General features: G+C 71.5%; 20 protein-coding genes and 1 pseudogene. 10 read left to right on the top strand and 11 right to left on the bottom strand.

The features are described 5' to 3' along the window. Positions 1 to 75 (bottom strand): annotated as a pseudogene (locus tag AB0924_RS08565) (class E sortase); the annotation flags it as partial. Positions 76 to 164: 89 nt separating this feature from the next. On the opposite strand from AB0924_RS08565, the gene AB0924_RS08560 reads away from it, so the two are divergent. Beyond that, the gene (locus AB0924_RS08560; protein ID WP_358927090.1) at positions 165 to 2,213 is read left to right on the top strand and encodes an NAD(+) synthase; all 2,049 of its coding nucleotides are present in this window, start codon (positions 165 to 167) and stop codon (positions 2,211 to 2,213) included. Here the strand turns inward: AB0924_RS08560 and AB0924_RS08555 are convergent. Beyond that, positions 2,203 to 2,403 carry a DUF397 domain-containing protein gene (locus AB0924_RS08555; protein ID WP_366910994.1) on the bottom strand — a complete coding sequence of 67 codons (201 nt, stop codon included), beginning with the start codon at positions 2,401 to 2,403 and terminating at the stop codon, positions 2,203 to 2,205. The genes AB0924_RS08560 and AB0924_RS08555 overlap by 11 nt on opposite strands. Further along, a complete protein-coding gene (locus AB0924_RS08550) occupies positions 2,375 to 3,238 on the bottom strand; it encodes a helix-turn-helix transcriptional regulator (protein WP_358927092.1) in 864 nt (287 codons plus the stop codon). Before AB0924_RS08550 ends, AB0924_RS08555 begins: the two co-directional genes overlap by 29 nt. Positions 3,239 to 3,371: 133 nt before the next feature. Here AB0924_RS08550 and AB0924_RS08545 point away from each other — a divergent pair, with 133 nt between their 5' ends. Both AB0924_RS08545 and AB0924_RS08540 read left to right on the top strand, forming a co-directional pair. Continuing rightward, entirely contained in the window at positions 3,372 to 3,596 is a 225-nt protein-coding gene (locus tag AB0924_RS08545) for a hypothetical protein (protein ID WP_366910993.1), read from the top strand. Continuing rightward, the gene (locus tag AB0924_RS08540; protein WP_358927094.1) at positions 3,593 to 3,952 is read left to right on the top strand and encodes an ATP-binding protein; all 360 of its coding nucleotides are present in this window, start codon (positions 3,593 to 3,595) and stop codon (positions 3,950 to 3,952) included. The genes AB0924_RS08545 and AB0924_RS08540 overlap by 4 nt, the downstream gene beginning before the upstream one ends. On the opposite strand, the gene sigJ is transcribed toward AB0924_RS08540, so the two are convergent. Continuing rightward, complete coding sequence (gene sigJ, locus AB0924_RS08535; protein ID WP_358927095.1) at positions 3,949 to 4,866, bottom strand: RNA polymerase sigma factor SigJ; 918 nt, start codon at positions 4,864 to 4,866, stop codon at positions 3,949 to 3,951. The two genes, AB0924_RS08540 and sigJ, sit on opposite strands and share 4 nt — an antisense overlap. A 105-nt stretch (positions 4,867 to 4,971) precedes the next feature. Between sigJ and AB0924_RS08530 the strand changes: the two genes are divergently transcribed. Then, positions 4,972 to 5,340, top strand: a complete 369-nt coding sequence (locus tag AB0924_RS08530) for a hypothetical protein (RefSeq protein WP_358927096.1) — start codon at positions 4,972 to 4,974, stop codon at positions 5,338 to 5,340. A gap of 103 nt (positions 5,341 to 5,443) precedes the next feature. Then, positions 5,444 to 6,583, top strand: coding sequence for a DUF6215 domain-containing protein (locus tag AB0924_RS08525; protein WP_366910992.1), 1,140 nt, complete (start codon positions 5,444 to 5,446; stop codon positions 6,581 to 6,583). A 64-nt stretch (positions 6,584 to 6,647) separates the two neighbouring features. Here AB0924_RS08525 and AB0924_RS08520 read toward each other — a convergent pair whose 3' ends face one another. Beyond that, entirely contained in the window at positions 6,648 to 8,165 is a 1,518-nt protein-coding gene (locus AB0924_RS08520; protein WP_366910991.1) for a hypothetical protein, read from the bottom strand. Positions 8,166 to 8,285: 120 nt separating this feature from the next. Beyond that, positions 8,286 to 8,834 carry a DUF1062 domain-containing protein gene (locus AB0924_RS08515; RefSeq protein WP_358927099.1) on the bottom strand — a complete coding sequence of 183 codons (549 nt, stop codon included), beginning with the start codon at positions 8,832 to 8,834 and terminating at the stop codon, positions 8,286 to 8,288. 739 nt (positions 8,835 to 9,573) lie between these two features. Between AB0924_RS08515 and AB0924_RS08510 the strand changes: the two genes are divergently transcribed. Together AB0924_RS08510 and AB0924_RS08505 are read left to right on the top strand one after the other, a co-directional pair. After that, entirely contained in the window at positions 9,574 to 14,019 is a 4,446-nt protein-coding gene (locus AB0924_RS08510) for a ricin-type beta-trefoil lectin domain protein (protein WP_366910990.1), read from the top strand. Next, a complete protein-coding gene (locus tag AB0924_RS08505; RefSeq protein WP_358927101.1) occupies positions 14,012 to 14,401 on the top strand; it encodes a hypothetical protein in 390 nt (129 codons plus the stop codon). The genes AB0924_RS08510 and AB0924_RS08505 overlap by 8 nt, the downstream gene beginning before the upstream one ends. 150 nt (positions 14,402 to 14,551) lie before the next feature. Here the strand turns inward: AB0924_RS08505 and AB0924_RS08500 are convergent, their stop codons facing one another. The 4 genes from AB0924_RS08500 to AB0924_RS08485 all read right to left on the bottom strand — a co-directional run bounded on the left by AB0924_RS08500 (position 14,552) and on the right by AB0924_RS08485 (position 19,398). After that, positions 14,552 to 15,766: an MFS transporter gene (locus tag AB0924_RS08500; RefSeq protein ID WP_366910989.1), complete on the bottom strand. Its 1,215-nt coding sequence runs from the start codon at positions 15,764 to 15,766 to the stop codon at positions 14,552 to 14,554. 94 nt (positions 15,767 to 15,860) lie between these two features. Continuing rightward, entirely contained in the window at positions 15,861 to 16,910 is a 1,050-nt protein-coding gene (locus tag AB0924_RS08495) for an endonuclease/exonuclease/phosphatase family protein (RefSeq protein WP_358927103.1), read from the bottom strand. 182 nt (positions 16,911 to 17,092) lie between these two features. Then, positions 17,093 to 17,728, bottom strand: a complete 636-nt coding sequence (locus tag AB0924_RS08490) for a TetR/AcrR family transcriptional regulator (protein WP_358927104.1) — start codon at positions 17,726 to 17,728, stop codon at positions 17,093 to 17,095. An 83-nt stretch (positions 17,729 to 17,811) separates the two neighbouring features. Continuing rightward, entirely contained in the window at positions 17,812 to 19,398 is a 1,587-nt protein-coding gene (locus AB0924_RS08485; protein WP_366910988.1) for an MFS transporter, read from the bottom strand. 213 nt (positions 19,399 to 19,611) lie between these two features. Here AB0924_RS08485 and panB point away from each other — a divergent pair, with 213 nt between their 5' ends. The 3 genes from panB to AB0924_RS08470 all read left to right on the top strand — a co-directional run bounded on the left by panB (position 19,612) and on the right by AB0924_RS08470 (position 22,608). Then, entirely contained in the window at positions 19,612 to 20,478 is an 867-nt protein-coding gene (panB, locus tag AB0924_RS08480) for a 3-methyl-2-oxobutanoate hydroxymethyltransferase (protein WP_358927106.1), read from the top strand. Positions 20,479 to 20,710: 232 nt separating this feature from the next. After that, positions 20,711 to 21,736, top strand: a complete 1,026-nt coding sequence (locus AB0924_RS08475) for an ATP-binding cassette domain-containing protein (protein WP_358927107.1) — start codon at positions 20,711 to 20,713, stop codon at positions 21,734 to 21,736. Further along, on the top strand, positions 21,733 to 22,608 hold the full coding sequence (locus tag AB0924_RS08470; RefSeq protein WP_358927108.1) for an ABC transporter permease: 876 nt from the start codon (positions 21,733 to 21,735) through the stop codon (positions 22,606 to 22,608). The genes AB0924_RS08475 and AB0924_RS08470 overlap by 4 nt, the downstream gene beginning before the upstream one ends. A gap of 12 nt (positions 22,609 to 22,620) precedes the next feature. Here the strand turns inward: AB0924_RS08470 and AB0924_RS08465 are convergent, their stop codons facing one another. Then, on the bottom strand, positions 22,621 to 25,908 hold the full coding sequence (locus tag AB0924_RS08465) for a BTAD domain-containing putative transcriptional regulator (protein ID WP_366910987.1): 3,288 nt from the start codon (positions 25,906 to 25,908) through the stop codon (positions 22,621 to 22,623). Positions 25,909 to 25,928: the final 20 nt, after the last annotated feature.

Genomic DNA, 25,928 nt, shown 5'->3' with positions numbered 1-25,928 from the left:
CGCCCCGTTGCGCATCGCAGGGACGTGCAGGAAGCCGATGCCGTCCTTGGTGTCCAGCGCGCCGGGACCCGTGTCGGTGGACTGGCACGCCCCCTCGCCGTTCCCGGGCACGGCACACACCCCCGCACCCCCTATCGTGTCGCTCTGACGATTACACTGGGCGCGTGCCTCCGTTGAACTTCAGGTCGATCTATCAGCACGGCTTCGCACGGGTCGCCGCGTGTACGGGTCACACCGTCATCGCGGACCCGCTCGCCAACGCCGAAACGGTCCTGCGTCACGCACGCCGGTGCGCCGAGGAGGGCGTCGCGGTCGCCGTCTTCCCGGAGATGGTGCTGTGCGGCTACTCCATCGAGGACCTGCTGCTCCAGGACGCGGTGCTCGACCAGGTCGAGGAGGCGCTCCAGGAGGTGGTGGCGGGGTCGGCGGAGCTGCTGCCGGTGCTGGTCGTCGGTGCCCCGCTGCGCCACCGCAACCGGGTCTACAACTGCGCGGTGATCGTGCACCGCGGCCGGGTCCTCGGCGTCGTGCCCAAGTCGTACCCGCCGAACTACCGGGAGTTCTACGAGCGCCGGCAGATCGGCGACGGCGCCGACGAGCGCCGCGGATCGATCCGGCTCGGCGGCGAGACCGTGCCGTTCGGCGTGGACCTGCTGTTCACGGCCGGGGACGTGCCCGGTCTGGTGCTGCACGCCGAGATCTGCGAGGACATGTGGGTGCCGGTGCCGCCCAGCGCGGAGGCGGCCCTCGCCGGCGCGACCGTCCTCGTCAACCTCTCGGGCAGCCCGATCACGGTCGGCCGGGCCGAGGACCGCAAGCTGCTGTGCCGTTCGGCCTCCTCCCGTTGCCTCGCCGCGTACGTCTACGCGGCGGCCGGTCTCGGCGAGTCGACCACCGACCTGTCCTGGGACGGCCAGGCGATGGTCTACGAGAACGGCGCGCTGCTGGCCGAGACCGAGCGGTTCCCGCTCGGCGACAGCTACGCGGTGGCCGACGTGGACCTCGACCTGCTGCGGCAGGAGCGGCAGCGGATGGGCACGTTCGACGACAACCGCCGTACGCACAAGGCGCGCACCGACGACTTCCGCACGGTCGCCTTCGAACTCGACCCGCCCTCCACCGACCTGGGCCTGCGCCGCCGCCTGGAGCGTTTCCCGTTCGTGCCGGCCGACCCCGACCGCCTCGCCCAGGACTGCTACGAGGCGTACAACATCCAGGTCGCGGGCCTCCAGCAGCGGCTGGCGGCGATCGGCGGCCCGAAGGTGGTCATCGGCGTGTCCGGCGGTCTGGACTCCACGCACGCGCTGATCGTCGCCGCCCGCGCGATGGACCGCGCGGGCCGCCCGCGCAGCGACATCCTGGCCTGGACCCTGCCCGGCTTCGCCACCAGCGACCACACCAAGGACAACGCCCACAAGCTGATGGAGTCGCTCGGGGTCACCGCCGCCGAGCTGGACATCACGCCCACCGCGCGGCTGATGCTGAAGGAGATGGGCCACCCGTTCGCCGCCGGCGAGCCGGAGTACGACGTCACCTTCGAGAACGTGCAGGCGGGCCTGCGCACCGACTACCTGTTCCGGCTGGCCAACCAGCGCGGCGGCATCGTGCTCGGCACCGGCGACCTGTCGGAGCTGGCGCTCGGCTGGTCCACGTACGGCGTCGGCGACCAGATGAGCCACTACAACGTCAACTCCGGCGTGCCGAAGACGCTGATACAGCACCTGATCCGATGGGTCATCAGCAGCGGCCAGTTCGGCGAGGAGACCGGCCGGACGCTCGCCGCGATCCTCGACACCGAGATCAGCCCGGAGCTGGTCCCGGGCGAGGAGATGCAGTCGACGGAGTCGAAGATCGGCCCGTACGCGCTGCACGACTTCACCCTCTTCCATGTGCTGCGCTACGGCTTCCGGCCGTCGAAGATCGCCTTCCTGGCCTGGCACGCCTGGCACGACCCGGACGCCGGCGACTGGCCGCCGAACTTCCCGGAGGCCAAGCGGGTGGCGTACGACCTGACCGAGATCCGGCGCTGGCTGGAGGTCTTCTGCCGTCGCTTCTTCGGATTCGCGCAGTTCAAGCGCTCGGCGATGCCGAACGGCCCGAAGGTATCGGCCGGCGGCTCCCTCTCCCCGCGCAGCGACTGGCGCGCCCCGTCCGACGGCAACGCGCGTGCCTGGCTGCGGGACCTGGCGCGCCTCGACGACCCTACGACTTGAGCCCGTCCACGAAGGGAGCCCAGGCGGCCGCGCTGAGGAGGAGGGCGGGGCCGTGGGGGAGCTTGGAGTCGCGGACGGGGACTAGACCGGGGATGTTGTGGGCGACTTCCAGGCAGTTGCCGCCGCTCTCGTTGCTGTAGCTGCTCCTGAGCCAGAGAGCTTCATTCAAGTCGATCCGGGTGCTTGCCATTTCGGTAATCCTCTGCCGCTGCCTTGATCATGGCGAGGGACGTGTCTGGTGACAGCGCGACGGCCCTCAGGTGATCGTAGGCCTTGCGGTACTGCTCCACGAGGGCCGGATCATCGACGGTGTCCCCGCTGTAGGACGCCTCGGTGTAAACAAGCGGCGGGGCGGCGGGGAACGTCATGGTCAGGATCGAGGCAGCCATCAAGGGATACGCCCTCCGTTTCCGCGGCACGATCTGCGGAGTGATCCGGCGCCGGTCCGCCAGCTCCGCGATGCGGTCGAGTTGTGCGGCCATGCCCTCGCCTTCCAACAGCGCGGCTGTGAGCAGCGACTCGTGCAGGATCACCCAGTACTCCGGAGTGCGATGATCCGCCTCGAAGAGATCGGCGCGCGCCATGCGGGCATCGACCTTCTCCTTCACCTCGGCCTCCAGGGACAGCGGGAGGCCCGCCAGGATGATGGCCCGTGCGTACGCCGGGGTTTGCAGCAACCCAGGGAACACGGTGGGGCACCACTCCTCGATGGTCTTGGCGTGCTTCTCCGCCTCCAGGACCTTCTCGAAGTACTCGGCGTGCCCAGCGCGCCGCGCCCTCCGCACATCCTCACAGTGCCGCTCGAAGTAGCCGTCAGTGCCCAGGACCCGGTCCACATGGCGGGCCAGATCCATCGGCATGCGCCGCTTGCCGTGCTCGATGTCGCTGAGGTGCGACTTGCCGTAGAAGCTGCCCTCGACCAACCGCTCCAGCGAGAGCCCCGCGGCCTCCCGCTGCCACCTCAACTCCTTGCCGTAGAAATCGGGGACGCTGACCGAACCGTCGATGTCCTTGCGCCGGACCACGTGCTCACCGCCGTAACTCACCTTGCCGTTTCCGCTGCTCGCGTCGCGGACGCGAACCCTCTTCCACGGTAGCGAGATGGGCGACACTCTGTGAGGTGTTCGTAACTCACCGCACAGAAGGCCGAAGCCCCCCATGCGCGACCACTCCCCCACCGCCTACGACGTCACCCTCTGCGTGGAGAACCTGCGCACCGCCCTCGCCCTGCACGACATCACGCTGCCCTCACTGCGCGCGGACCTGCCGAGTCTCGCCGGTACGTACACGCCGCCCGCGGGCCTCGTCGCGCTCGGGAACTGCAACACGGCCACGGCCCAGGCGCTCGCCGCGGCCCTGCGCAGGACGGCGGCGGAGCGGTGACCTTCGAACTCGACCTGCTCGCCACCCCGAAGGCCGTGCCGGAGCTGCGCCACCGCCTGCGCGCCCTCGACCACGAAGTGCGCCTGTGCGCGACGGAGTTACTGACGAACGTCATCGACCACCTCGGCGAGGGCACACCGGTCACGGTCCGCGTGAGCAGTGCCCCGCACGGCCACACCCGTGTCGAGGTCACCGACCCCGACGCACGCACTCTCCCCGTCCTGCTGGCGGCCACCGGCACCGCCGAGTCCGGCCGCGGCCTGGCCCTGATCGACGCCCTCGCCCGGCGCTGGGGCGTGGACCAGGGGCCGGACCACAAGACGGTCTGGTGCGAACTGCCCTGGGCACCGGACTAGCCCGCCCGCTCCCACGGCCGCAGCTTCTCCGGGTTGCGGACCACCCAGATCCGGGTCACGCGCCCGTCGGAGACCTCGAACGAGGCCACCGTCGCAACGGTGCCGTCACGTCGGGCCACCAGACCCGGCATACCGTTGACCGACCGCTCCAGGAGTTCCAGACCTGGAGCCATGTCCTTGATGGCGACCATGTACTGGGCGATGCGCGCGCCGCCCTCGACCGGGCGCAGGACCGTGCCGACCATGCCCCCGCCGTCGGCGGTCATCACGGCGGCCGGGTCGAGGAGACCCACGAGGGCCGCGATGTCCTTGGCCTCCCACGCCTCTTTGACCTGCCTCACCAGGTCGGCCTGGCCGGCCGTCGTCACCGGAGCGCGCGCGGCTCTCACCCGTCGCCGGGCGGAGGCCGCCAGTTGCTTGCAGGCCGCGGGGGTCCGGCCGAGCACCTCGGCGATCTCGGTGAACGGGTAACGGAAGACGTCGTGCAGGACGAACGCCACCCGCTCGGCGGGCGTCATCGACTCCAGGACGACGAGGAGGGCCATGGCCACCGACTCGTCCAGAACTATCTGGTCGGCGGGGTCGGCAGGCCCGGCGGGGTCGGCGCCTCCCGCGGGCTGCCACTCGGCTCGGTCGGGCAGCGGTTCGGGCAGCCACGCGCCGACATAGCGTTCACGGCGGGCCCGCGCCGAGCCGAGCAGGTCCAGGCAGATGCGGCTGGTGACCGTCGTGAGCCAGGCGCCGGGGGACAGGATCTCCTCCTGCCGGCTTCGCGGCAGCCCGTACCAGCGTGCGTAGGCGTCATGCACGGCGTCCTCGGCCTCACTCACCGAGCCAAGCAACCGGTATGCGACGTTCAGTAGCTGGCGTCGCTCGCCGATCGTCTCAGCCGCGCCGGCCCCCGTAGCCCCCATGCTTCCCGCCGCCCCCCTCGCCTTACCTTTCGCAGGCCCGCGTCGTCGGACTGATGAGACCTTATCGATCTGCTGCCCGAGAGGGCGGAAAGAGGGGACCGGGACATGGCCACTCAGGTGACGGCGGACGGACGACGCGGCTCTTCGTTCCTGCGGACCGCGATAGCCCTGCAGACCCTGACCATCTTCCTTCAGGCGGTGTCCGCCGGACTGCTGCTGACCTCGTCCTACGGAGAGACGCTGCACGGGGTCGGAGCCCGTGTGATGTACGGGGCGTCGATGCTGTACGTGCTCGCGGCTGTGCTGGCGTGGAAGCCGGGCGGCGGCTCACCCCGGCCCATCTGGCACGCGTCGGGATTCCTCGTACTCGCCTCGGTCCAGGTCGTCCTGGGCATCGCACACGTCCCGTCGGTCCATCTCCCCCTGGGGGTCCTGATGTTCGGCCTGAGCGTGCTGGCGCTGACCCGCCGCTGAGGTCCGGTGCGGGGAGCGGGCAGCGGGGGCCGGTGCCAGAGCGACCCCGGAACTGTGGCCTCCACCACGGCGAATGTGGTCATGTCCCTGGTGAGATCACCGGATGCTCGGTCTACTCCTGCGCGTGCTGCCCTTCTGGGTCCGCGAACCCCTGCTCATCGTGATCGGGTCCGTCTTCGGCCTGCGCATCATGTATCTCGCCGTACGCGACACAGACCGGGTCGCGGCCGCCATCGGAGCGGCGTTCCTCGTGTTCACGGCGATCCGCGTGCACACGGTGGTCCGGGCGCTTCGCGCGCGCCGGAAGCCCGGTCCGGATTCGGCGGCCGCCGCGGACGGGACGGTGACCGGCGCCGCCGCTCAGGCTCAGGTTCAGGTCCTGGCGCAAGCCCCGGCCCAGGCCCAGGCCCCGGTCGCGGCCCCGGCCCCCGCTGCGACTCCGGCCCCGGCACTGACTCCGGCACCGGCACCGGCACCGGCACCGGCCGGAGGCCACACCGGAACCGGACCGCGTCCCGGACCGGGCGGACCGGAGAAGGACCACAACGCGTGGGGCCAGGCCGTCGCGGCCCTGGCCGTGTTCGGGGCGCTCGCGGCCGCGGTGTGGCTGGGCCCCCGAGTGATGCCGTCCACCGACAACACGACTCAGCCCGCCTCGTGTTCGGACTCGGAGCACGAGAAGCTGCCGAAGGCGTACGAGAAGACGCCCCGGCCCGTGACCGGCGACGACCTGTGCGAGGCGCTCAACCGGCCCGACCTGGCCCGGCTCCTGGGAACACCTGGGGAGATCGCGGACACGGCTTCGGGCAGCAACGGCACCGCCGCCCTGACCGACGGGAAGGTCGCCGAGCCGGAGGCGGAGATCACGTTCGACACGTACACCGTGAACCTCTCGGCCACTTACAACCACCTGTCGACCGCCCAGTACGTGAGGCTGTTCGACATCGCTGGGGACCGGGTCGAGAAGGACGTCAAGACACTCGAGGTTCTCGGCCGGCCCGCGTTCTTCTCCTCGGACCACACCATGAGGATCGAGATCGACTTCAGCAAGGAGCACAACAGCGGGCCGGTCCAGCAGGGCCCCCTGGCCAGGACGCTGTCCGTCGCCCTCGACCGGAAGGACCGGGGCGGCTACTACGACATCACGGTGTGGAGCAAGTCCGGCGCCCTCCCCAACGACGGCGCTCTCGTCGACATCGCGGAGAAGGTTCTCCCCACGGTCCTCGAACGGAGCGGTCACTGAGCCGCCTCGGCACGGGCCCCGGCCCGGTCGTGTCCGCTCGGGCCGGGACGGCGGGACCGTCGGGTCAGCGCGAGCGCTTCCGGCGCCACCTGCCCAGGGCCGCGGCGAGGAGGAGTACCGCGAGGACGATCGCCGCCGCCACGTAGTGGCCGGGAGTGGCCCAGGAGGGGCCGGGCCAGACCGACACGGCCACCTGGGCGGTGTCGTTGGCGGTCTTGGTGTCATGGCCGGCGCGCCCGGCCGCGACGCCGGAGACGGTGACCCGTCCCCCGTGGTGGGGGCCGTCCTCGTCGATGCGGAGGGTGAAGGGGAAGGTCGTCGTGGCTCCCACCGCCGCGGTACTCGCCGTGCACACGTAGCGACGTGCCCTCGGCTGTTTCGCGGACGGAGCGGCCAGGGGCGTACCGTCCGGGGCGAGAGCGCGGCACTCCTGGTCGATCAGTTCCTCGTCCCGCTCGAACTCGTAGGGGGCGGACACGACGGTGGTGCCCGACGGCACCGTGAACTCGACCCGCACCGGGGCGGGCAGCGCGCCGGGGCCGTCGTTGCGCACGCCGACGCGTACCGTGGCACGGCTGCCGACGGGTCCCCTGGCGGTGCCGGCGACGGCGGCCAGGTCGCTCTCGTTGCGCACCGACACCTTCAGTTCCGCCGAGCTTTCGCCGGCACCCGCGCCCCGGTCCTCGGCGGGCACCAGACGGAGCGCGGCTCCGTCGCCCGGGCTGTACTGCGACGCCGGCTCGTCGGGGGGTACGTAGTCGGTGCCGAGGGCGGCGGCCTGGAACGAGACAGTGGGGTGGGTGGCGTCACGGCCGGCCCTGAGGACTTCCCGCGCACCGAGGCGGTAGGACGCGCCAGGGGGGATGACGACATCGGCGGCCGGGAGGCGGCACCACGTCGATGTGGCATCGCGGTAACGGCAGTTGCTGTGCTTCTCGGCCGGCGCCAGGCCGTCCCGCGTGTTCATGAAGAGCGCGACACCGCGGGCGGGTACGTCACCGGTGTTGCGCAGGGTCAGTGAGACGGCCAGGGTGCCGCCAGGCTCGACGTCGTGCCGGTCGGGGTGCGCGTCGACCACCAGCTCCGGCCTGCCGACCACGATGCGGGAGCTTCCGGTGACGGCGGGCCGGCCGGGCGAGGCCACCCGGTAGCGCAGCACCGCCGAGTCACCCGCCTCGGCGCCTCGCGCGGGGCTCAGCCGGAAGTACTGGCGGACCCCCGTCCGGGAGGCGTCGTCCTGTCCCTCGCAGCGGAAGACCGGCGGACGGACCGGACAGACGTCCATCGCCGTCCTGATGACCGCGACGCCCTCCAGGTCCCTGGCGTCGAAGGTGACCGTGACGCGGGCTGCCCCCTTCTCCTCGACGTGCAGCTGATCGGTGCTGTGGGGATCGCGCGAGACGTAGAACACCGGTGGCACGACGAGTTCGGGCCCGGAAGAGGGCGCGCAGCCCGCGAGGCCGGCCAGCACCGCGACCAGGAGAAGGAGTGGCCCGACGGCCGCCCGCAGCAGCCCGGCCGGGGCGGCAGCCCTGCTCCGTCCCGTCTCGGTGCGGCACTCGACGCCCTCTCGTATGTCCACCGGGATCACCCTGCCAGGAGGACATCACGTCCGTGCATCGGTACTGTCACGCGGCGCCGCTCGTGCGCAGTGGCCTGTCCGGCGGGTCCCGCCGGACAGGCCCTTGGGCCCGAGGAGGGCTCAGCGCTTGAGCGTGAAGGTGAAGTCGCCGGAGAGCCTGCCGTTCAGCCGGACCGCCGAGACGACCTTCCCCGCCACGACCAGCCTCTCCACCTCTGCCCGTGAGAGGCCGCAGCCCTCGGCGATCAGCCGCACCGGCCGGACGGGGATCGGCGCGGCGAAGCGGACCGAGACGTCGATCACCTCGCGGTCCAGGTGATCCGAGCCGCCGGTGTCGAGACGCCAGGCGTTGTCCCAGTCGAGGGCGATGCGATTGCGTCGCCGCACGACCGGGTCCTGGAGCAACTCGGCCGCCAGGACGGGGTCGTTGTCGTGGGCTCGGTCCAGCAGTTCAGGCCGTACGGAGCGCACGCTCGCCCGCTCCAGGACCGTGAGTTTCGTCGTCTCCCCGCAGGTGGTGCAGAGCGCGAGGAGCCAGACATCGATGAGCTTGTGGTTCGCGTTGACCCGGAACTTGCCGCTCGTCCGGAAGCGTTCGGACGCGCAGGCGTGGCAGCGCCGGAGAACCAGCGGCAGGCAGGTGGGCATGACCACCCAGCTATTGAGCACAGAAGTACACCGTCTTCAGTGAGAAGTCCGCAGCAGAAAGCAGCGCGGCGCGGATGCGCGACGCGCGACCGATCAGCACTCGGGGGGTCTCACACGGTGTACAACGGCACGTCCTTGCTCAGACGACTCGGTCAGTGGGCACGTTAGTGACAGCCGGCGGTACCGCTCCACCGGTTTTCGAGCGCCTCACCGCGCCGCCACCGGTCCGGGGGGCGAACTTCGGCCATCTCTGACCGGCGCCCGCACTTCACCAGTCAGCCATGCCCACAGGAGTTACACAGGAAGCACACAGGTACTCCGCAGTGGACAAGCGCTGCCGATCTCTCCCGGAAAAGCCGACCAGCGGAAAGAATCGCGCCACCGGCTCGCCCCATCAGAAGGTGAACACCTGTACGAGGCTGTCCGGATGTGTCTAAGGTGTCGCCGCGCACCGGCGGGACCTGACCAGTCCGCGCCCGCGCACACCATGACCAGCGACCGGGGGAACGTCGTCGCTCACGGGGAGGGATCGCATCGGTATGCCGTCACAGCGGCCTTCCATGCGCGACATCACAGCCAGGTACCGCCGTACCTGAGTCTTCCTCAGGGGCCCGTGCGCTCAGAGCCGCCCGGCTCCGCGGCCGACCGTTCGTCTCGTGCCCCCTGAAGAAGAAAGGGCTGCTCCTTGCGTGCCAAATTAACCGGGTTTCTCATACCAAGACCCGGACGCTCCGGGCTGGTTGCCCGCATCATCCTGCTGGTGACCGCCGCCGCGGTCATCGCCGGGCTCACCGTCCGGCCCGACCTCGCCGGCCTCCCGGGCCGGGACGACACGGCCCCGGTCGGGGACTCCTACGACGGCTACGACACCAAGGCGGCCGAACAGCTGCGCGGCGATCAGTGTGTCGCCGTCGACGCCCTGCGCAAGGGCGGACCCAACATGTTCGCCCTCGCTCAGAACTCCGTCGGACTGCCGCCCGACCAGCTCCACCAGAAGCTCGACCGGGACCTCTACGACACCGGCACCCCGCTGCACCAGGCGTACAACGCCGACGCGACCGCCAGCGACCAGTGGGTCAAGAAGGTGGACGAGCAGAAGCAGGCGTGGCGCGGCTCCGTCAGCGGTCTGGACTCCTACCCCGGCGCACCGCAGGGGCAGGACAAGATCTTCGACCAGGTCGGGCTGCTTCCGTGGCTGTACCAGTCGTACTTCAAGTCGGTCGACCTGTTCTCCCCGTTCTACGAGCCCTCGCCGACCGCCGACGACCGTACGAAGGCCGCCGCGCTCGCGATCGGTGACCCGCTGTACACCACCGGGGGAACGCCGGCCGAGCAGCAGGCATGGGCCCTGTGGAAGAAGAACTCGGGCAAGATCGAGCCCAACCAGCTCTTCGTTCCCAGGGTGTTCGCCGACGACGCCCGCATCTTCCTGTCCTCGGGCGGCTTCGCCCGCACGGCCCCGGAGCCGGACACCCCGGAGTTCCGCGTCGCGGTCGAGGACCTGAAGGCCCGGTTCGCCGCGTGCGCGTGGCACGACCCGATCGACCCCGACCGGGTCCTCGGCAAGGAGGTGGCACAGGCATCGGCCGAGTGGCAGCAGGAGATCGCGTCGCAGGCCACGCAGCGGCAGCAGATCCTGGCCGCCGGCGCCACCAGCACGAAGGCCCTGCAGGAGGGCGCCTTCGCCCTGGGCAAGATGCTGGGCCAGTCGTGGATCGCCGACTACGCCACCCGCTGGCTGGACCACAACACCGAGGGCGGCATCAGCTGGATCGGCGACGGCCAGCTGGAGATCCAGGTGCCGGGCGCGGCGGGCAAGTGCCTCGACGTCCAGGGCGCGAAGAAGGACAACGGCACCCCGGTCCAGATCTACACCTGCAACGGCGGAGCCTCCCAGAAGTGGCAGCTGATGGGCTCCTACCCCGACGGCTACACCCTGGTCAATCCGAACTCCTTCAAGTGCCTGGAGGTGCTGAACGGCAGCAGTGCCGACGGCACGAAGATCCAGATCCGGGACTGCGGGAGCAGTAAGGCCCAGCAGTGGACGTTCGACGTGCGCAGCGCCGGGCCGCTGCGCAACGCGGCGACCGGCAAGTGCCTGCACCTGCCGACGTTCGACAACAGCAAGGACGCCGTGCTGTCGACGTGCAACGGCTCCACCGCGCAGAAGTTCAAGATCGTCCCCAAGACCCACACCGGCTCCGCTCCGTCGAAGGCCGACGTGGACAAGGCCAAGGCGGCCGTCACGGGCGCGCAGTCGGAGGCGAAGAAGCAGCTCGGTGTCGTGAAGGCGCAGTTGGCGTCCGCGCAGAAGGCCGCGACCGCGTCGGACACCGCGATGCAGACCGCCTACGGCATCGCGGACGCCAACGGCGCGCCGCGGGGCCGTGGTCTGCTCGTCGGGCAGCAGAAGGACCAGGTGACCAAGGGTTCGGTCGCCGCGCTGCAGGCGATGGTGAAGGCCGGTGAGACCGCCGAGGCGGCCACCCGTGCCTCCGCCGGGGACAGCGAGACCATCACGCAGCGTGCGCTGGCGCAGGCCGCTCAGTCGAAGGCGGAGTTCCGCAAGGAGGCCGCGAAGGCGGCCGAGTGGCAGGCGAAGGCCGCGGCCGACGCGGCGAAGATCCACCGGGACAACGCCAAGAAGGACAAGGAGACGGCCGAGGCCAAGCTCGCGGTCGCGGTGAAGGCCGAGGGCGACGCCAAGGCGGCCGCCGCCGACGCCCACGCCAAGCGGCTCGCCGCCGAGGCCGAGGAGAAGACGGCCAAGGCGGAGAAGGAGAACGCCGGCGCCAAACGGGCCGAGGCAGCCGAACACCGCAAGAACGCCGAGACGCAGGCGACGAAGGCGAAGGACGCCAAGGACAGGGCCGAGGCCGCCGAGAAGAGCGCCGAGGGCAAACGGGACGACGCGGTCGAGGCGAGCGACCACGCCAAGGACATGCGCGACGACGCCTGGGACGCCGAGCAGAAGGCCGACGCGGCCCGCGCCAAGGCCGACGCCAAGGACGCCTACGCCGACTCCCTGGACTCCGGCGCCGCCGCCGACGCGGCCCGCGCCGCGGCCAACGACGCCGACAAGGCCGCCGACGACGCCGAAGCCGCCGCGACCAAGGCGCGCTCCGAGGCCGACGCGGCCACCAAGGCGGCAGCCGACGCCGACGCCGCGGCCACCCGCGCCGAAGCGGCCGCCAAGCGCGCCCGTTCCGACGCCGACGCCGCCCAGGCGGCCAAGCTGAAGGCGGACGCGGCCGTCAGGACCGCGACCAGCGCGGTGGCCGACGCCATCAAGGCCTCCCAGGACGCCGCCGCCGAGGCAAAGACCGCCGTCAAGCTCGCCGACGAGGCCGAACAGCACGCCAAGGACGCCAAGACCCAGGCCGACGCCGCCGACAAGGAGGCCGGCAAGGCGCTGGCCGCCTCCGCCAAGGCCGCCGGATTCGCCCACATCACCGCGCAGGCCGCCGTCGACGCCGGCAAGGCGGCCCAGCAGGTCGCCCAGCCCGCCAACGACGCCGTCCAGCTCGGCTCTCCCTACGTCGACACCGACTCGGCCGCCGGACTGGTCGTCCTGACCGGGCAGGCGTCGAAGACCATCGCCGACCAGCAGCAGGCCGTCGCCGACGCGCACGCCAAGAACGCGCAAGCGGAGGCCGCCGCCGCCAAGGACATCGCCGACCAGGCCAAGGGCGACGCCAAGGAGGCCTACCAGCACGCGGCGAACGCCGCCCAGTACGCGTCCGACGCCCGCACCTACTCCAAGCAGGCCCTCGGCTACGCCGCCGACGCGGCCAAGGCCGCGGCCGCCGCCTCCGCCTCACTGGCCCGCACCATCGAGTACGACAAACAGGCGACGGAGGACGCCGCGGCCGCCGACAAGGCCGCCGGAAAGGCCGAGGGCTACGCCAAGGACGCCCGCGACTCCGCCGACGCCGCCGAACTCGACGCCGCGGCGGCCCGCTCCGCGGCGACCCGGGCCGAACAGGACGCCAAGGACGCCCGCGCGGCGGCCGACCGCGCCGACGCGGCGGCGACCGAGGCCGAGGAGGCGGCGAAGGACGCCGCCAAGTACGCAGAGGAGGCCCAGGCCGCCGCCGACCGGGCGGAGAAGGCACAGGCCGACAAGGAACGCTCACAGGGATCCGGCACGGGCATTCCCGGTGTGTTCGCCGTTCCGGACGAGTCCACCGTCGAGATCGTCCGCTCCAAGCAGATCGGCACCTGCCCGCCGATGCCGGAGGCAGCCTTCCAGGGCTGCAACGCGAAGTACGACCTGGTCGTCACCTACGAGGCCGACTTCTACCTGTGCACCGACGACCAGGCCGAGGCCACGGCCGACGGATGCCCGAAGGCCGCGTGGCAGTTCCTCAAGCGGGCGACGCTGAAGAACATCGAGATCGACGGCTGGACGCACCATTTCTCCGGCAAGGACATCGTCCGCGCCGGGTGGCAGAACATCTTCGGTGATGTCGCCGGATCGATCCTGTTCTCCTTCTTCGCCGAAGACCTGATGGACTGCTGGCACGGCGACAAGACCGCCTGCGCCTGGAGCCTCGCCACATACGTTCCGGTCGAAGGACTGCTCACCCCGATCGCGCGTGCCGTCAAGGCGCTCGACGCGGCCGCCAAGACCGGCATCGGCTTCACCGACGCGTGGAAAGCCCTTCGCGCGCTCCCCCTGTCCGACGAAGCCATCGCCGGGATCGGCGCCAAGGCGCTCGAGGCTCTCGGTAAGGCGCGGAAGTGGTGCACCGGCACCGGGTTCGCCGGAACCGGCTTCGCCGCCACCGCGCGTGCGTGCCCGACCGGAACCATGGTGCTCGGAATCGGCGAGCACTCGGAAGCACTGGCCAAGGAGATCCAGGGGGGATACACCTTCAACGGCGATGCCTTCAGGGAAGTGGTCGGCAGGTCCAACGGGAAGCCGATCGCCCTGTGGATGACCGAGGTGTCGAACGTCCTGCGCAACAACGGCAAGGTCGCGGTCAGCCTGAAGGGTTTCGACGGAGATACACCGGCTGAGCAATTCGCGCTCGCCTACAAGGCCTGGCGCTCGGGAGACTGGGCGGCCACTCAGTGGGAAATGGGCCAGATCGGTCTCCAGATACAGATGGGCAACTTCGAATGGCGCAATATCACGTTCTACAGCAAGGAAGGCAAAGTAGTGAACATACCCGAACCGAACTGGGACGCACTGAATGGGTGAGGTGACGCCGGAGTTCACCGGTTCCGAGGTGTTCCGGTCCGACAGGTACTTCAAGGTCTGGCAGTACGCCGTCGGTCATCGCAGGCTGCTCCTCCGCAGCAGCCGGGACAGGCCACCGGAGACCCGGATCGACATCCACTTCGCCAACGTCGACCTCATGCTTCTCCGTCCCGGCTACGACGGCTTGGTCATCCGCCGGGCCGACGACGAGGAATGCGTGAAGGTCGGCCTCGACCACGGGGTGGAAGTCAAGCCCGGGCGTCTGTTCCTGCTGGGTGGCGGCCTGAGGAGCTTCATCGTCTCGGCGCCTCCGCAGTGGCATGAGGACGAGGGCGCGATGGACGATCCTTCATGGTTCGGCCCCATGCGGGGAACGCGCTGAAACTGGCCGGGAGGCCTCCTTCGTCAGGGGGCCTCCCGATGCCGTCCGGCCGCTCCCGGTCTCCGGCACGCCGTCGGCCGCACCAGGGCGGCGGGTATCCGGTGTGCGCGTGAGAGCCGGGCGTTGCGGGCCGGAAGGCGCAGCCGCAGCTCAGCGGCGCAGCGCTTCCGCCTGCTCAGGCACGTGCGCCGCGACCACGCGGCCCTCGTGGGCGGCCTCGTGGCGGCGGTCGACCGCGTAGGCCACGCCCGCGACGCCCAGGCCCAGTACAGCCAGCGCCGCCCCCGCCAACGCGGGCGACGTCACGCCGAAGCCCGCCGCCAGGGCGAGGCCGCCGATCCAGGCGCCGCCGGCGTTGGCCAGGTTGAAGGCCGCCTGGTTGGCGGAGGAGGCGAGGGAGGGGGCCGCGGCCGCCTTTTCCATGACCATGAGCTGCAGGGGCGAGCCGGTGACGAACGCCGCCATGCCGAGGAGGGCGACGGACAGGGCCGCGCTCCACTCCGCCCGCATGAGGACCGGGAACAGCAGCAGCACCACCGCCAGGGAGGTGAGGCCGCTGAACAGGGTGCCGCGCAGGGAGTGGTCCGCGAGGCGGCCGCCGAGGAGGTTGCCGGCCGTCGCGCCGACGCCGAACAGCGCCAGCAGCAGCGTCACATTCGTCTCGGCGAAGCCCGCCGCGTCCGTGAGCATCGGGGTGATGTAGCTGTAGGCGGAGAAGAGGGCGCCGAAGCCCGCCACCGTGGTGCCCAGGGCCAGCCAGACCGGCACCGAGCGCAGCGCGGCCAGTTCGCCGCGCAGGCCGGTGGTGGGGGCGGTGGCCCGGTCGTGCGGGATCAGCAGGGCCAGCGACGCTATCGCCGCCAGGCCGATCGCGCTCACGCCGAGGAAGGTGGCCCGCCAGCCCAGATGCTGGCCCATGAGCGTGGCGGCGGGGACGCCCGCGATGTTGGCGACGGTCAGGCCGAGGAACATCAGGGACACCGAGCGGGCCTTGCGCTCCGGCGCCACCAGGTTCATGGCGACCACCGCGCCGACGCCGAAGAACGCGCCGTGCGGCAGGCCGCTGAGGAAGCGGGCGGCCAGCAGGGCGTCGTTGCCGGGGGCGAGGGCCGAGAGCGCGTTGCCCGCCACGAAGAGGGCCATCAGGGCGATGAGGACCGTGCGCCGGGACATGCGCGCGGTCACGGCGGCCAGCAGCGGCGCGCCGATGACCACACCCAGCGCGTACGCCGACACCAGGTGCCCGGCGGCGGGGATGGAGATGCGCAGGTCGTCCGCGACGTCGGGGAGCAGCCCCATCATCACGAACTCGGTGGTGCCGATACCGAAAGCGCCGACGGCCAGTGCGAGCAGGGCCAGGGGCATGAAGGGCCTGTGCCTTTCGAAGGGAGAGCGGAGTTCCGTCGCAGCATATGTTCCCGCGCGGAACAAAGTCTCCCGGGCCCGGTATTCCGGCCGGTTACGCGGACGTGTCGAGCTTCACACGGGCGGCGATCGGCAGGTGGTCGCTGTCGGTGCGCGGCAGGGTCCAGGAGCTCTCCGGCTGGACGCCCTTGACCAGGATCTGGTCGATCCGCGCCATCGGGAACGACGCCGGCCAGCTGAACCCGAAGCCGCTGCCCGCCGCCCCCTGGGTGGAGCGCAGCTGGGAGGTGACGGCGTTGAGCGCGCGGTCGTTCATGGTGCCGTTGAGGTCGCCGAGCACGACCACCCGCTTCAGCGTCTCGTCGGCGATGGCCTCGCCGAGCGCGTCGGCGCTCTTGTCCCGCTGGCGTGCGGTGAACCCGGCCTCCACCTTGACCCGCACCGAGGGGAGGTGGGCGACGTAGACGGCGAGCGGGCCCTCGGGGGTCGTCACCGTGGCGTGCATGGCGCGCTGCCAGCCGAGCTTGATGTCGACGGCTTCGACGCCGCTCATCGGGTACTTGCTCCACAGGCCGACCGTGCCGACGACCGCGTGGTACCTGTACGTAGCCGCCAGCGCCTTCTCGTACACCGGGACGGCGGAGGCGGGCAGCTCCTCCAGGGCCAGCAGGTCCGCGCCCGAGGAGGCGACGTTCCGGGCGGTCGCGGCCGGGTCGGGGTTGTCGGCGTTGACGTTGTGGGTGGCCACCGTGAGGTCGCCGCCCCCGCCCGCCTTGTCGAAGACGAGGCCGCCGAAGAGGTTCAGCCACACGACCGCCGGGACCAGCACCGCGATCAGGGCGGTCGCCGACCTGCGGACCAGGCCGAGGACCAGCAGCACCGGGATGGCCAGCCCCAGCCAGGGCAGGAAGGTTTCGGTGAGGCTGCCCAGGTTGCCCACCCGGTTGGGGATGCGCGAGTGCACCAGCATCACCATGGCGATCAGCAGTGCGAGTACGGCGAGCACGATGCCCCGCCGCCAGATGCGCGGGTCGCCGCGCCAGCCGGCGACGAGCCGGTGCGTCAGGCGCCGAAGCCGGGATCCCGGTCGCTCGGGCCCCGAGCCGCCGTTGTCCGTCTCCGTCATATACGCCTGCTGCGCCATACCGTCTGCCTCACTGCCTGCCGTGCACGCCGTCGTTCCCCCGCGCTGCTGTCGACCCTAGGGGATGATCGGCTCGTTCCCGCCGTCCCATGACGGCCGTACGGAAGACGAGGACGAACGAGGCGGCGCCGGGGGTTCCGGTTACCCCCCGTACGGGCGATGTCTGTGACGAAACGCGCACATTAGACCGGTGGAACCGCGGGACTGACGGGGCGTAGGCCCGCCAGCACCGTGTCCACGATCCGCTCCGACAGCCCTTCGGGCAGATCGGCGTCGGGGCGCATGACGGAGCGGACCAGCATGGGGCCGACGAACATGTCGTTGGCCAGCTCCAGGTCGATGTCCGGCCGGAGTTCGCCGCTCTCCTGCCCGCGGCGCAGCACGTCCATGACCAGCACGCGCCGGGGCGCTATGACGCTCGCGTGGTACGCCCCCCAGATCCTGGGGCTGGACTTCATCTGCGCGTACACGTTGTGCAGGATCGCCGAGGAGCGGCTGACGAGGCCCCGTCGGCGCAGTGCCTCCACCAGCACGACGAGGTCGTCGCGCATGGAGGTGCCGGGGAGTTCGGGGTCGGGGGGTTCGGCGGCGCGGATGACGTCGACGAACAGTTCCTCCTTGCCGCTCCAGCGGCGGTAGATCGTGGCCTTGCCGACCCCGGCCGTGCGCGCGACGCGCTCGATGGAGAGTTCGGCGAGGGGAACGCCCTCCTCCAGGAGCTTCATCACTCCCTCGAGGATGGCGCGTTCCACGGCCTCGCTGCGCGGGCGGCCCCGTGCGGGTCCGTCCGGTCGCGGCCGGCTGTCGGCAAGGCTCACGTCGTCCGTCCTTCCACTGTGCTGCGGGAATTGTCCCGCAGCCGCCTCCTCCCCCGTGGAACCGCTGTCCCTCTTGTGTCCGGTCAGTCCGAGGCCGCCACCAAGTCGGGCTCCCGCTCGCCCCGCTGACCGGCCGGCGGCCTGCCCGGCAGGAACAGGGCCACCACCACGGCGCCGATGAGCGCGACACCCGTACCGCACAGGGCGGTGACGTGCATGGCGTGCAGGAAGGCGTCGTTGGCGGGGGTGACCAGGGCCTGGCCGCGCGGGCCGAGCTTCTCGGCGATGCCGAGGGTGGCCTCGATGGACTCGCCGGCCGTGTCCCGCAGGGCGGGCGGCAGCACGTTCAGCTTGCCCTCGACGCCGTTGCGGTAGGCGGCGGAGAGCACCGAGCCGAGAACGGCGATACCGAGGGCGCCGCCGACCTGGCGGAAGGTGTTGCTGAGCGCGGAGGCGGAGCCGGCCTTCTCGCGGGGCAGGGCCTGCATGATGACGACCGAGGTCGGCGTCATGATGTGCGCCATGCCGGTGCCCATGAGGAAGAAGATGACCTCCAGCAGCCAGACCGGCGTGTCGGCCTCGAAGGTGGCGAACGCGGCCAGGGTCGCCGCGATCAGCACCAGACCGGCGGTGGTGGTGGCCTTGTTGCCGAACCGGTCGACGACCAGCCGGGCCCGCGGCGCGAAGATCATCTGCGAGGCGGCCAGCGGCAGCATCATCACGCCGGACTCCAGCGGCGAGTAGCCGCGCACGCTCTGCATGTAGAAGACCGAGAAGAACGTGACGCCCATCAGCGCGAAGAAGACCAGCGCGATGGCGGCCATGGCGGCCGAGAAGACCTTGTTCTTGAAGTAGGTGACGTCGAGCGACGGGTGGTCGCTGCGCTTCTCGAAGATCACGAAGCCGGCGAGCACGACGAGTCCGGCGATGATCGTCGCCAGCACCTTGGCGTCGGTGAAGTCGGCCAGCTCGCCGCCCTTGATGATGCCGTAGACGAGCAGCACCAGGCCGACGACCGACAGGACCACGCCGACCGGGTCGAGGCGGCCGGGCTTCGGGTCGCGGGAGTCGGGCACCAGCCACACCATCAGAGCGACCGCGAGGATCACGATCGGCACGTTGATGAGGAAGACCGAGCCCCACCAGAAGTGGTCGAGCAGCGCGCCGCCGGTGATCGGGCCGATGGCGATGCCGAGACCGACGCCGCCGGCCCAGATGCCGATGGCCTTGGGCTGCTCCTCGCGCTCGAAGACGTTCATCAGTACGGCGAGGGTGGCCGGCATCACGAACGCGGCACCGAGGGCCATCAGGGCGCGGTAGGCGATGAGTTGGTCCGGGGAGCCGGACTCGGCGGCCAGGGCCGAGCCGATGCCGAACACGACGAGACCGCCGAGCAGCACCTTCTTGCGGCCCAGCCGGTCACCGATGAGGCCGGCGGTGAACAGCAGGCCCGCGAAGACCAGGGTGTAGCTGTTGATCGCCCACTCGATCTCACTCTGGGTGGCGCCGAGGCCGGTGGGCGCCGGGGTCGAGATGGTCTTGATGGCGACGTTCAGGATCGAGTTGTCGAGCACCACGATGAGCAGGCTCAGCATCAGCACGCCGAGGATCGCCCAGCGGCGCCGGTGCACCGCTTCCGGTATCCGGGAGGCAGGGACGGAAGTTGTCATGTGTTCGAGCCTAGGGCCATTCCAATACGGAACCGTCTCGTATCTTATTTCTTTACCGAGGTCTTACACACCGGATCTTCCGTTCCACGCCTGCGGCGCCGTCCGAATGGATCACAGGGGGCTCCCCTGGCCCTCGGCGGCACCAAGTGCCACCATGGAGGCGATCCGGGGACGCCGTCAGGGCGCCTCGAGATGACCGAAGGAGCCGTTGCCATGACGCAGCTTTCGGCTGCCCACACCAAGCCTTCCGACGGCAGCAAGGCGCTGTACGGGGGGAAGGGCACCCGCCGCATCACCGTCCGCGACATCGCCCTCGCCAAGGAACGCGGCGAGAAGTGGCCCATGCTCACCGCCTACGACGCGATGACCGCGTCCGTGTTCGACGAGGCCGGCATCCCGGTGATGCTCGTCGGCGACTCGGCGGGCAACTGTCACCTCGGGTACGAGACCACCGTGCCCGTCACCCTCGACGAGATGGCCGTGCTGTCGGCGGCCGTCGTACGCGGCACCCAGCGCGCCCTGATCGTCGCCGACCTGCCGTTCGGCTCCTACCAGGAGGGCCCGGTGCAGGCACTGCGCTCGGCGACCCGGCTGGTGAAGGAGGCCGGGGTCGGCGCGGTGAAGCTGGAGGGCGGCGAGCGCTCGCACGAGCAGATCCGGCTGCTGGTGGAGTCCGGCATCCCGGTCATGGCCCACATCGGGCTGACCCCGCAGTCCGTCAACGCGATGGGCTACCGCGTGCAAGGGCGCGGCGAGGAGGCGGCGGCACAGCTGCTGCGGGACGCGAAGGCGGTGCAGGACGCGGGCGCGTTCGCGGTCGTCCTGGAGCTGGTCCCGGCCGAGCTGGCGGCCGAGGTGACGCGGGTGCTGCAGATCCCCACCGTCGGCATCGGTGCCGGACCTGAGACGGACGCACAGGTGCTGGTGTGGACCGACATGCTCGGTCTCACGTCCGGCCGGGTGCCGAAGTTCGTCAAGAAGTACGCGGACCTGCGTGAGGTCATGGGCAACGCGGCGAAGGCCTTCGCCGAGGACGTCGTCGGCGGGACGTTCCCGCTGGAGGAGCACTCCGTCCACTGACGAATCCGTCCACCAGAGCCGATCCGGCACCACGGCGGCCCCGTCGATCTCCCCCGTCGACGGGGCCGCTCCCCGTTCCGCGCCGGCTCACGCGCCGACGGCGCCGGGCCGCCGCGGCCGGCGCGCCCGCGTGTGACATGCCGGCGCCCGTGCCGGCACCTGTCGTCCGGCTGTCGGCACCTGTAGGTCCGCTGTCGGTGGTTTGTCGGTGGGGGCTGTCACTGTCTTGCCCATGACGCGAATCGATGACAACCCCGCCGGCGGGCGCTCCGCCGTGACCGTACGGGGACTGGTCAAGCACTACGGCGAGACCAAGGCGCTCGACGGGGTCGACCTGGACGTCCGGCCGGGCACCGTGATGGGGGTCCTCGGGCCGAACGGCGCCGGGAAGACCACCCTCGTACGGATCCTGTCCACCCTGATCACGCCGGACGCCGGAGAGGCCGTCGTGGCCGGCTACGACGTCGTACGGCAGCCCCGGCAACTGCGGCGGGTGATCGGGCTCACCGGGCAGTACGCCTCCGTGGACGAGAAGCTCCCGGGCTGGGAGAACCTGTACCTGATCGGGCGGCTGCTGGACCTGCCCCGCAAGGACGCCCGGGCCCGGGCCGACGAGCTGCTGGAGCGGTTCTCGCTGACGGAGGCCGCGCGGCGGCCCGCCGGCACCTACTCCGGCGGTATGCGGCGGCGGCTGGACCTCGCCGCCTCGATGATCGGCCGGCCGGCCGTGCTCTACCTGGACGAGCCGACCACCGGGCTGGACCCGCGCACCCGCAACGAGGTGTGGGACGAGGTCAAGGCCATGGTCGGGGACGGGGTCACCGTGCTGCTGACCACCCAGTACATGGAGGAGGCCGAGCAGCTCGCCTCCGAGCTGACCGTCGTGGACCGCGGGAAGGTCATCGCTAAGGGCGGCATCGAGGAGCTGAAGGCCCGGGTCGGCGGGCGCTCGCTGCGGGTGCGTCCACTGGACCCGCTGCAACTGCGGCCGCTGGCCGACATGCTGGACGAGCTGGGCATCACCGGCCTCGCGTCCACCACCGTGGACAGCGAGACCGGCACGCTGCTGGTGCCGATCCTCAGCGACGAGCAGCTCACCGCGGTGGTCGGCGCGGTCACCGCGCGCGGCATCACCATCTCCTCCATCACCACCGAACTCCCCAGCCTGGACGAGGTGTTCCTCTCCCTCACCGGCCACCGCGCCAGTGCCCCGCAGGACACCACGCCCGCCGACTCCCTCGAGGAGGCCGCCGCATGAGCGCCCACCCGTCTCCCACCGCCACCCTGGACGAGGCGCCCCGCGCCACCGCTTCGGACACCGCGGCCCCGCCCGCCCAGCTCAAGGGCGACACCCCCATCTCGGTCCGCGCGCATCTGCGGCACACCGGCGCGCTCGTCCGCCGCAACCTGCTGTGGATCCGGCAGGACCCGGAGTCGATGTTCGACGCCATTCTGTTCCCGGTGATCTTCACCCTGCTGTTCGTGTACGTCTTCGGCGGCTCGATCGGCAAGTCCCTGGGCGGCGGCCAGGACCAGTACGTCCAGTACGTCGTGCCGGGCCTGATGGCCATGATGGGCATGAACATGGCCCAGGGTGTGGGCACCGGCTTCAACCAGGACTTCAACTCCGGTGTCATGGACCGCTTCCGGTCCCTGCCCATCGGCCGCGGCTCCGTCCTCTTCGCCAAGATCGCGGTGGAGCTGATGCGGATGCTGTTCGCGACCGCGGTGCTGATGCTGGTCGCCGTCCTCGTCGGCTACGACGTCCACCACTGGGACGGCCTGCTGGCCTCCGTGGGCCTGTCCGTGGTGTTCGGCTCGGCGCTGATGTGGGTGTTCCTCACGCTCGGCGTGGTGATGAAGAACGCGCAGTCCGTGCAGGCGATGGGCTTCCTGGTACTGATGCCGCTGCAGTTCGGCTCCTCGATCTTCGCGCCGACCGCGTCGATGCCGGGCTGGCTGCGGAACTTCACCGACTACAACCCGCTCTCCGCGCTGGCCGACACCGCGCGCGGCCTGATGGAGGGCGGCCCGGTCGCGCACGACCTGTGGGTGACGCTGATCTGGTCGGTGGGGCTCACCGCGGTGATGGCCCCGGTCGCCATCCACAAGTTCCGCACCAAGAGCTGACGTCGGGCGATGTCACACCAGGGCGGTGGCCTCCGCGAGGGAGAGGCCACCGCCTTCGGCGTACGCGGCGTCGAACGCCGCCCGGTCCAGCACGGCGAGGACGGCCCCCTCGGCGTGCTCGCGCGTCGCCCGCTCGACGGTCGCCGCGACGTGGCCCGGGGGCAGCAGCGCGTGGGCGGCGCCCAGGCAGCGGGCGGCGTCGGCGGCGTGACCGCCGCCGTCGACCTGGGCCAGGGCGGCCGCGGCGATGGTCAGGTACAGCGGCTGCAGATGCGGGACGATGGCCAGGGACAGCGGGTCGCAGGCCCGGGCCAGCGCCTGCCGGATCTTGTCCATGGCGTCGTCGACACGGCCGTCGACGATGTCCACCCAGGCCTCCTGGCCGAGGATGAGGGCGTCGAAGACGACGAAGTGCGCGATCCCGAAGCCCTCGCGCAGCAGCCGCAGTTGTTCGCGTGCCTCCGCGACCCGGCCGGTCAGGCAGAGCCGGGCGGACAGGAAGAGGCGCGCCATGGGCAGCGCCTCGCTGTTGCTGCCGTCCGTGCGCTCGATGACCTCGCGCAGCAGGCGCTCGCCCTGCTCCGGCTCGCCCGTCTCCAGCAGCACGGCGCCCAGGCGGATGGTGAGCACCCATGACTGGGCGCGGGCGCCGAGGCGCTCGGCGTGCGCGACGGCCGCCCGGAAGTCGGCGGCGGCCGCCTCGTACTCGCCCTTGCGCTCGCGTGACTCGCCGCGTGCGGAGAGCGCCTCGGCGGCGCCCCAGGCGTCCCCGAGGCGCTCGAAGATCTCCAGCGCCTCGTCGGCGTCGCGCATGGCGTCGCCCGCCCACTCGGTGCGGTTGGCGAGGATGTTGGCGCGCATCTGCAGGGTGCCGGCCAGCTCCCACTCGAATCCGGGGGTGTCCCGGCAGGTGCGGACGCAGGAGTCGAGGATGACGAGCAGCCGGTCGACGCCGCTGGTCAGCAGCTCGGCGAAGAACCAGAGCATGCCCGGGGCGCGGCAGGTCTGGGGCATCCCTGGTTCGTAGACCCGGGTGATGGCGCGCAGTTTCGCCTGCGCCGCGGGGGTCTGCCAGGTGTCCAGTTCCGTGTCCATGCAGGCCAGATGGGACAGGTGCAGCCCGCGCCGGGCCTCGTCGAGCAGTTCGCCGGTGTAGGGGGGCGGGACGTCCGTGCAGCGCTGCCACACCGGGGCGGCACGGCGCACGGGCTCCTCGAACGGGTCGGGGCCCAGCGCCATGACCTCGTGGCACAGGTTGCGGGCCTCGACACGCAGATCGCGCATCTGCCAGTACCAGACCAGGCCGTGGATGATGCAGAGCGCCTCCTGCTCGTCCCGGCCGGCGATGGCGTGCCGCAGGGCGGTGCGCACGTTCTCGTACTCGAGCTGGAGCCGGTCGACGGCGGCGCGCTGTCCGGGTCCGCGCAGCAACGGGTCGGTGGTGCGCGCGAGTTCGCGGTAGTAGACCAGATGGGCGCGTTCGGCCTCGGTGCGGCGGCCGGTCTCGTCCAGCCGTTCGGTCGCGTACTCGGCGACGGTCTCCAGCAGGCGGTAGCGCATCTGGCCGTCGGCCGAGGGGGCGGCCACCACGAGGGACTTGTCGACCAGGGAGCCGAGCGCGTCCAGGGCGACCGGACCGCAGACGGCCTCGGCGGCGGCCAGGTCGCAGCCGCCCGCGAACACCGACAGCCGGCTGAGGACTTCGCGTTCGTCCGTGTCGAGCAGGTCCCAGGACCAGTCCACGACGGCGCGCAGGGTCTGCTGGCGGGGCAGCACAGTGCGGCTGCCGCTGGTGAGCAGCCGGAAGCGGTCGTCCAGCCGGTCGGCTATCTGACGGGGCGTCAGCATGCGCAGCCGGGCGGCCGCCAGCTCGATGGCGAGGGGCAGTCCGTCGAGCCGCCGGCAGATCTCGGCGCACGCCTCGGGGTCGTCCTCGACGCGGAATCCGGGCCGGGCCGCCGCGCCCCGGTCGGCGAGCAGCCGCAGCGCGACGGGCTCGGGCAGCGGCTCCACGGGGCGCACGAGTTCCCCCGGCACGCCGAGCGGTTCCCGGCTGGTGGCGAGCAGGGTCAGCTGCGGGCAGTGCGCCAGCAGGCGCTCGGCGAGCTGGGCGGCGGCCTCGACGACGTGCTCGCAGTTGTCCAGGACGATCAGCATCCGGCGCCGGGCGCAGTGCTCCACCAGCCGCTCGACGGGGTCGTCGTGCCGGTCCGCGACGGCCCGCATGCTCTCGGCGCCGGCGCCGTGCAGCACGGTCTCGCGGGCGCCGATCGCGGTCAGCACGGCCTGCGGTACGGCGTCCGGGTCGTCCACGGGCGCGAGTTCCGCCAGCCACACCCCGTCCCGGGCGGTGTGCCGTACCGATTCGGCGGCCTCCTGGGACAGCCGGGTCTTGCCGGCCCCGCCGGGCCCGAGCAGGGTGACCAGCCGGGCGGCGCCGAGGTCGGCGCCGATGGCCGCGATGTCCGGCTCGCGGCCGACGAAGGAGGTGAGCCGGGCCGGCAGGTTGCCGAGGACGGCGGCGGGCGACGTGGGGCGGGGCTCCGCGGCAGCCGGCGCGGCAGGTGCGGTACGGGTGGTGTCGGTGAGCAGCAGCTCGCTGTGCAGCGCGCGCAGTTCGGGCCCCGGGTCGGAGCCGAGCCGGTCGGCGAGCAGTTGGCGTACGTCGTCGTAGGCGGCCAGCGCCTGGGCGGGGCGGCCGAGGTCCCTGAGCGCCCGCAGCCGCAGCGCCTGCAGCGGCTCGTCCAGGGGGTGGCTGTCGCACAGCGCGGCCAGCTCGGGCAGCGACCGCTCGGCGTGACCGAGGGCGAGGGCGGCGGTGTGCCGGGCGCGCAGGGCGTCCAGGCGGCGGGTCTCCCAGCGGGCCGCCTCGGCGGTGCGATCCGGCAGGTCGGCGAGGGCGGGGCCGTGCCACAGGGCGAGCGCGTCGTCCAGGACGACGGCGGCCTTGGCCGGATCTCCGTCGGCCAGCGCGGCGAGCCCCTCACCGGTGAGCCGGTCGAAGCGGGTGAGGTCGACGTCGTCGGGGGCGGCGACGAGCCGGTAGCCGCCCTCGGCGGAGGTCACGGCGTCGGCGCCGAGTGCCCTGCGCAGCCGGCCGATCAGCGCCTGGAGCGCGCCGGCCGCGTCGGCGGGCGGGTCGGCGCCCCACACCTCGTCCACCAGGACGCCCGCCGGGACGGTCCGGCCGGCCCGTAGCGCGAGCACGCTGAGCAGGGCGCGCAGCCGCGCTCCGCCGACCGGGACGGGTGTGCCGTCGGGGCGGTGGGCCTGGGTGGTTCCGAGGAGGCGATAGCGCACGGGTCCATTCTCTCCGCAGC

Source organism: Streptomyces sp. NPDC047869 (assembly GCF_040704065.1).
In the GTDB taxonomy this organism is placed as follows: domain Bacteria; phylum Actinomycetota; class Actinomycetes; order Streptomycetales; family Streptomycetaceae; genus Streptomyces.
Note: the sequence above shows the minus strand (reverse complement) of the source record. Positions and strands in the feature narration are given on the sequence as shown.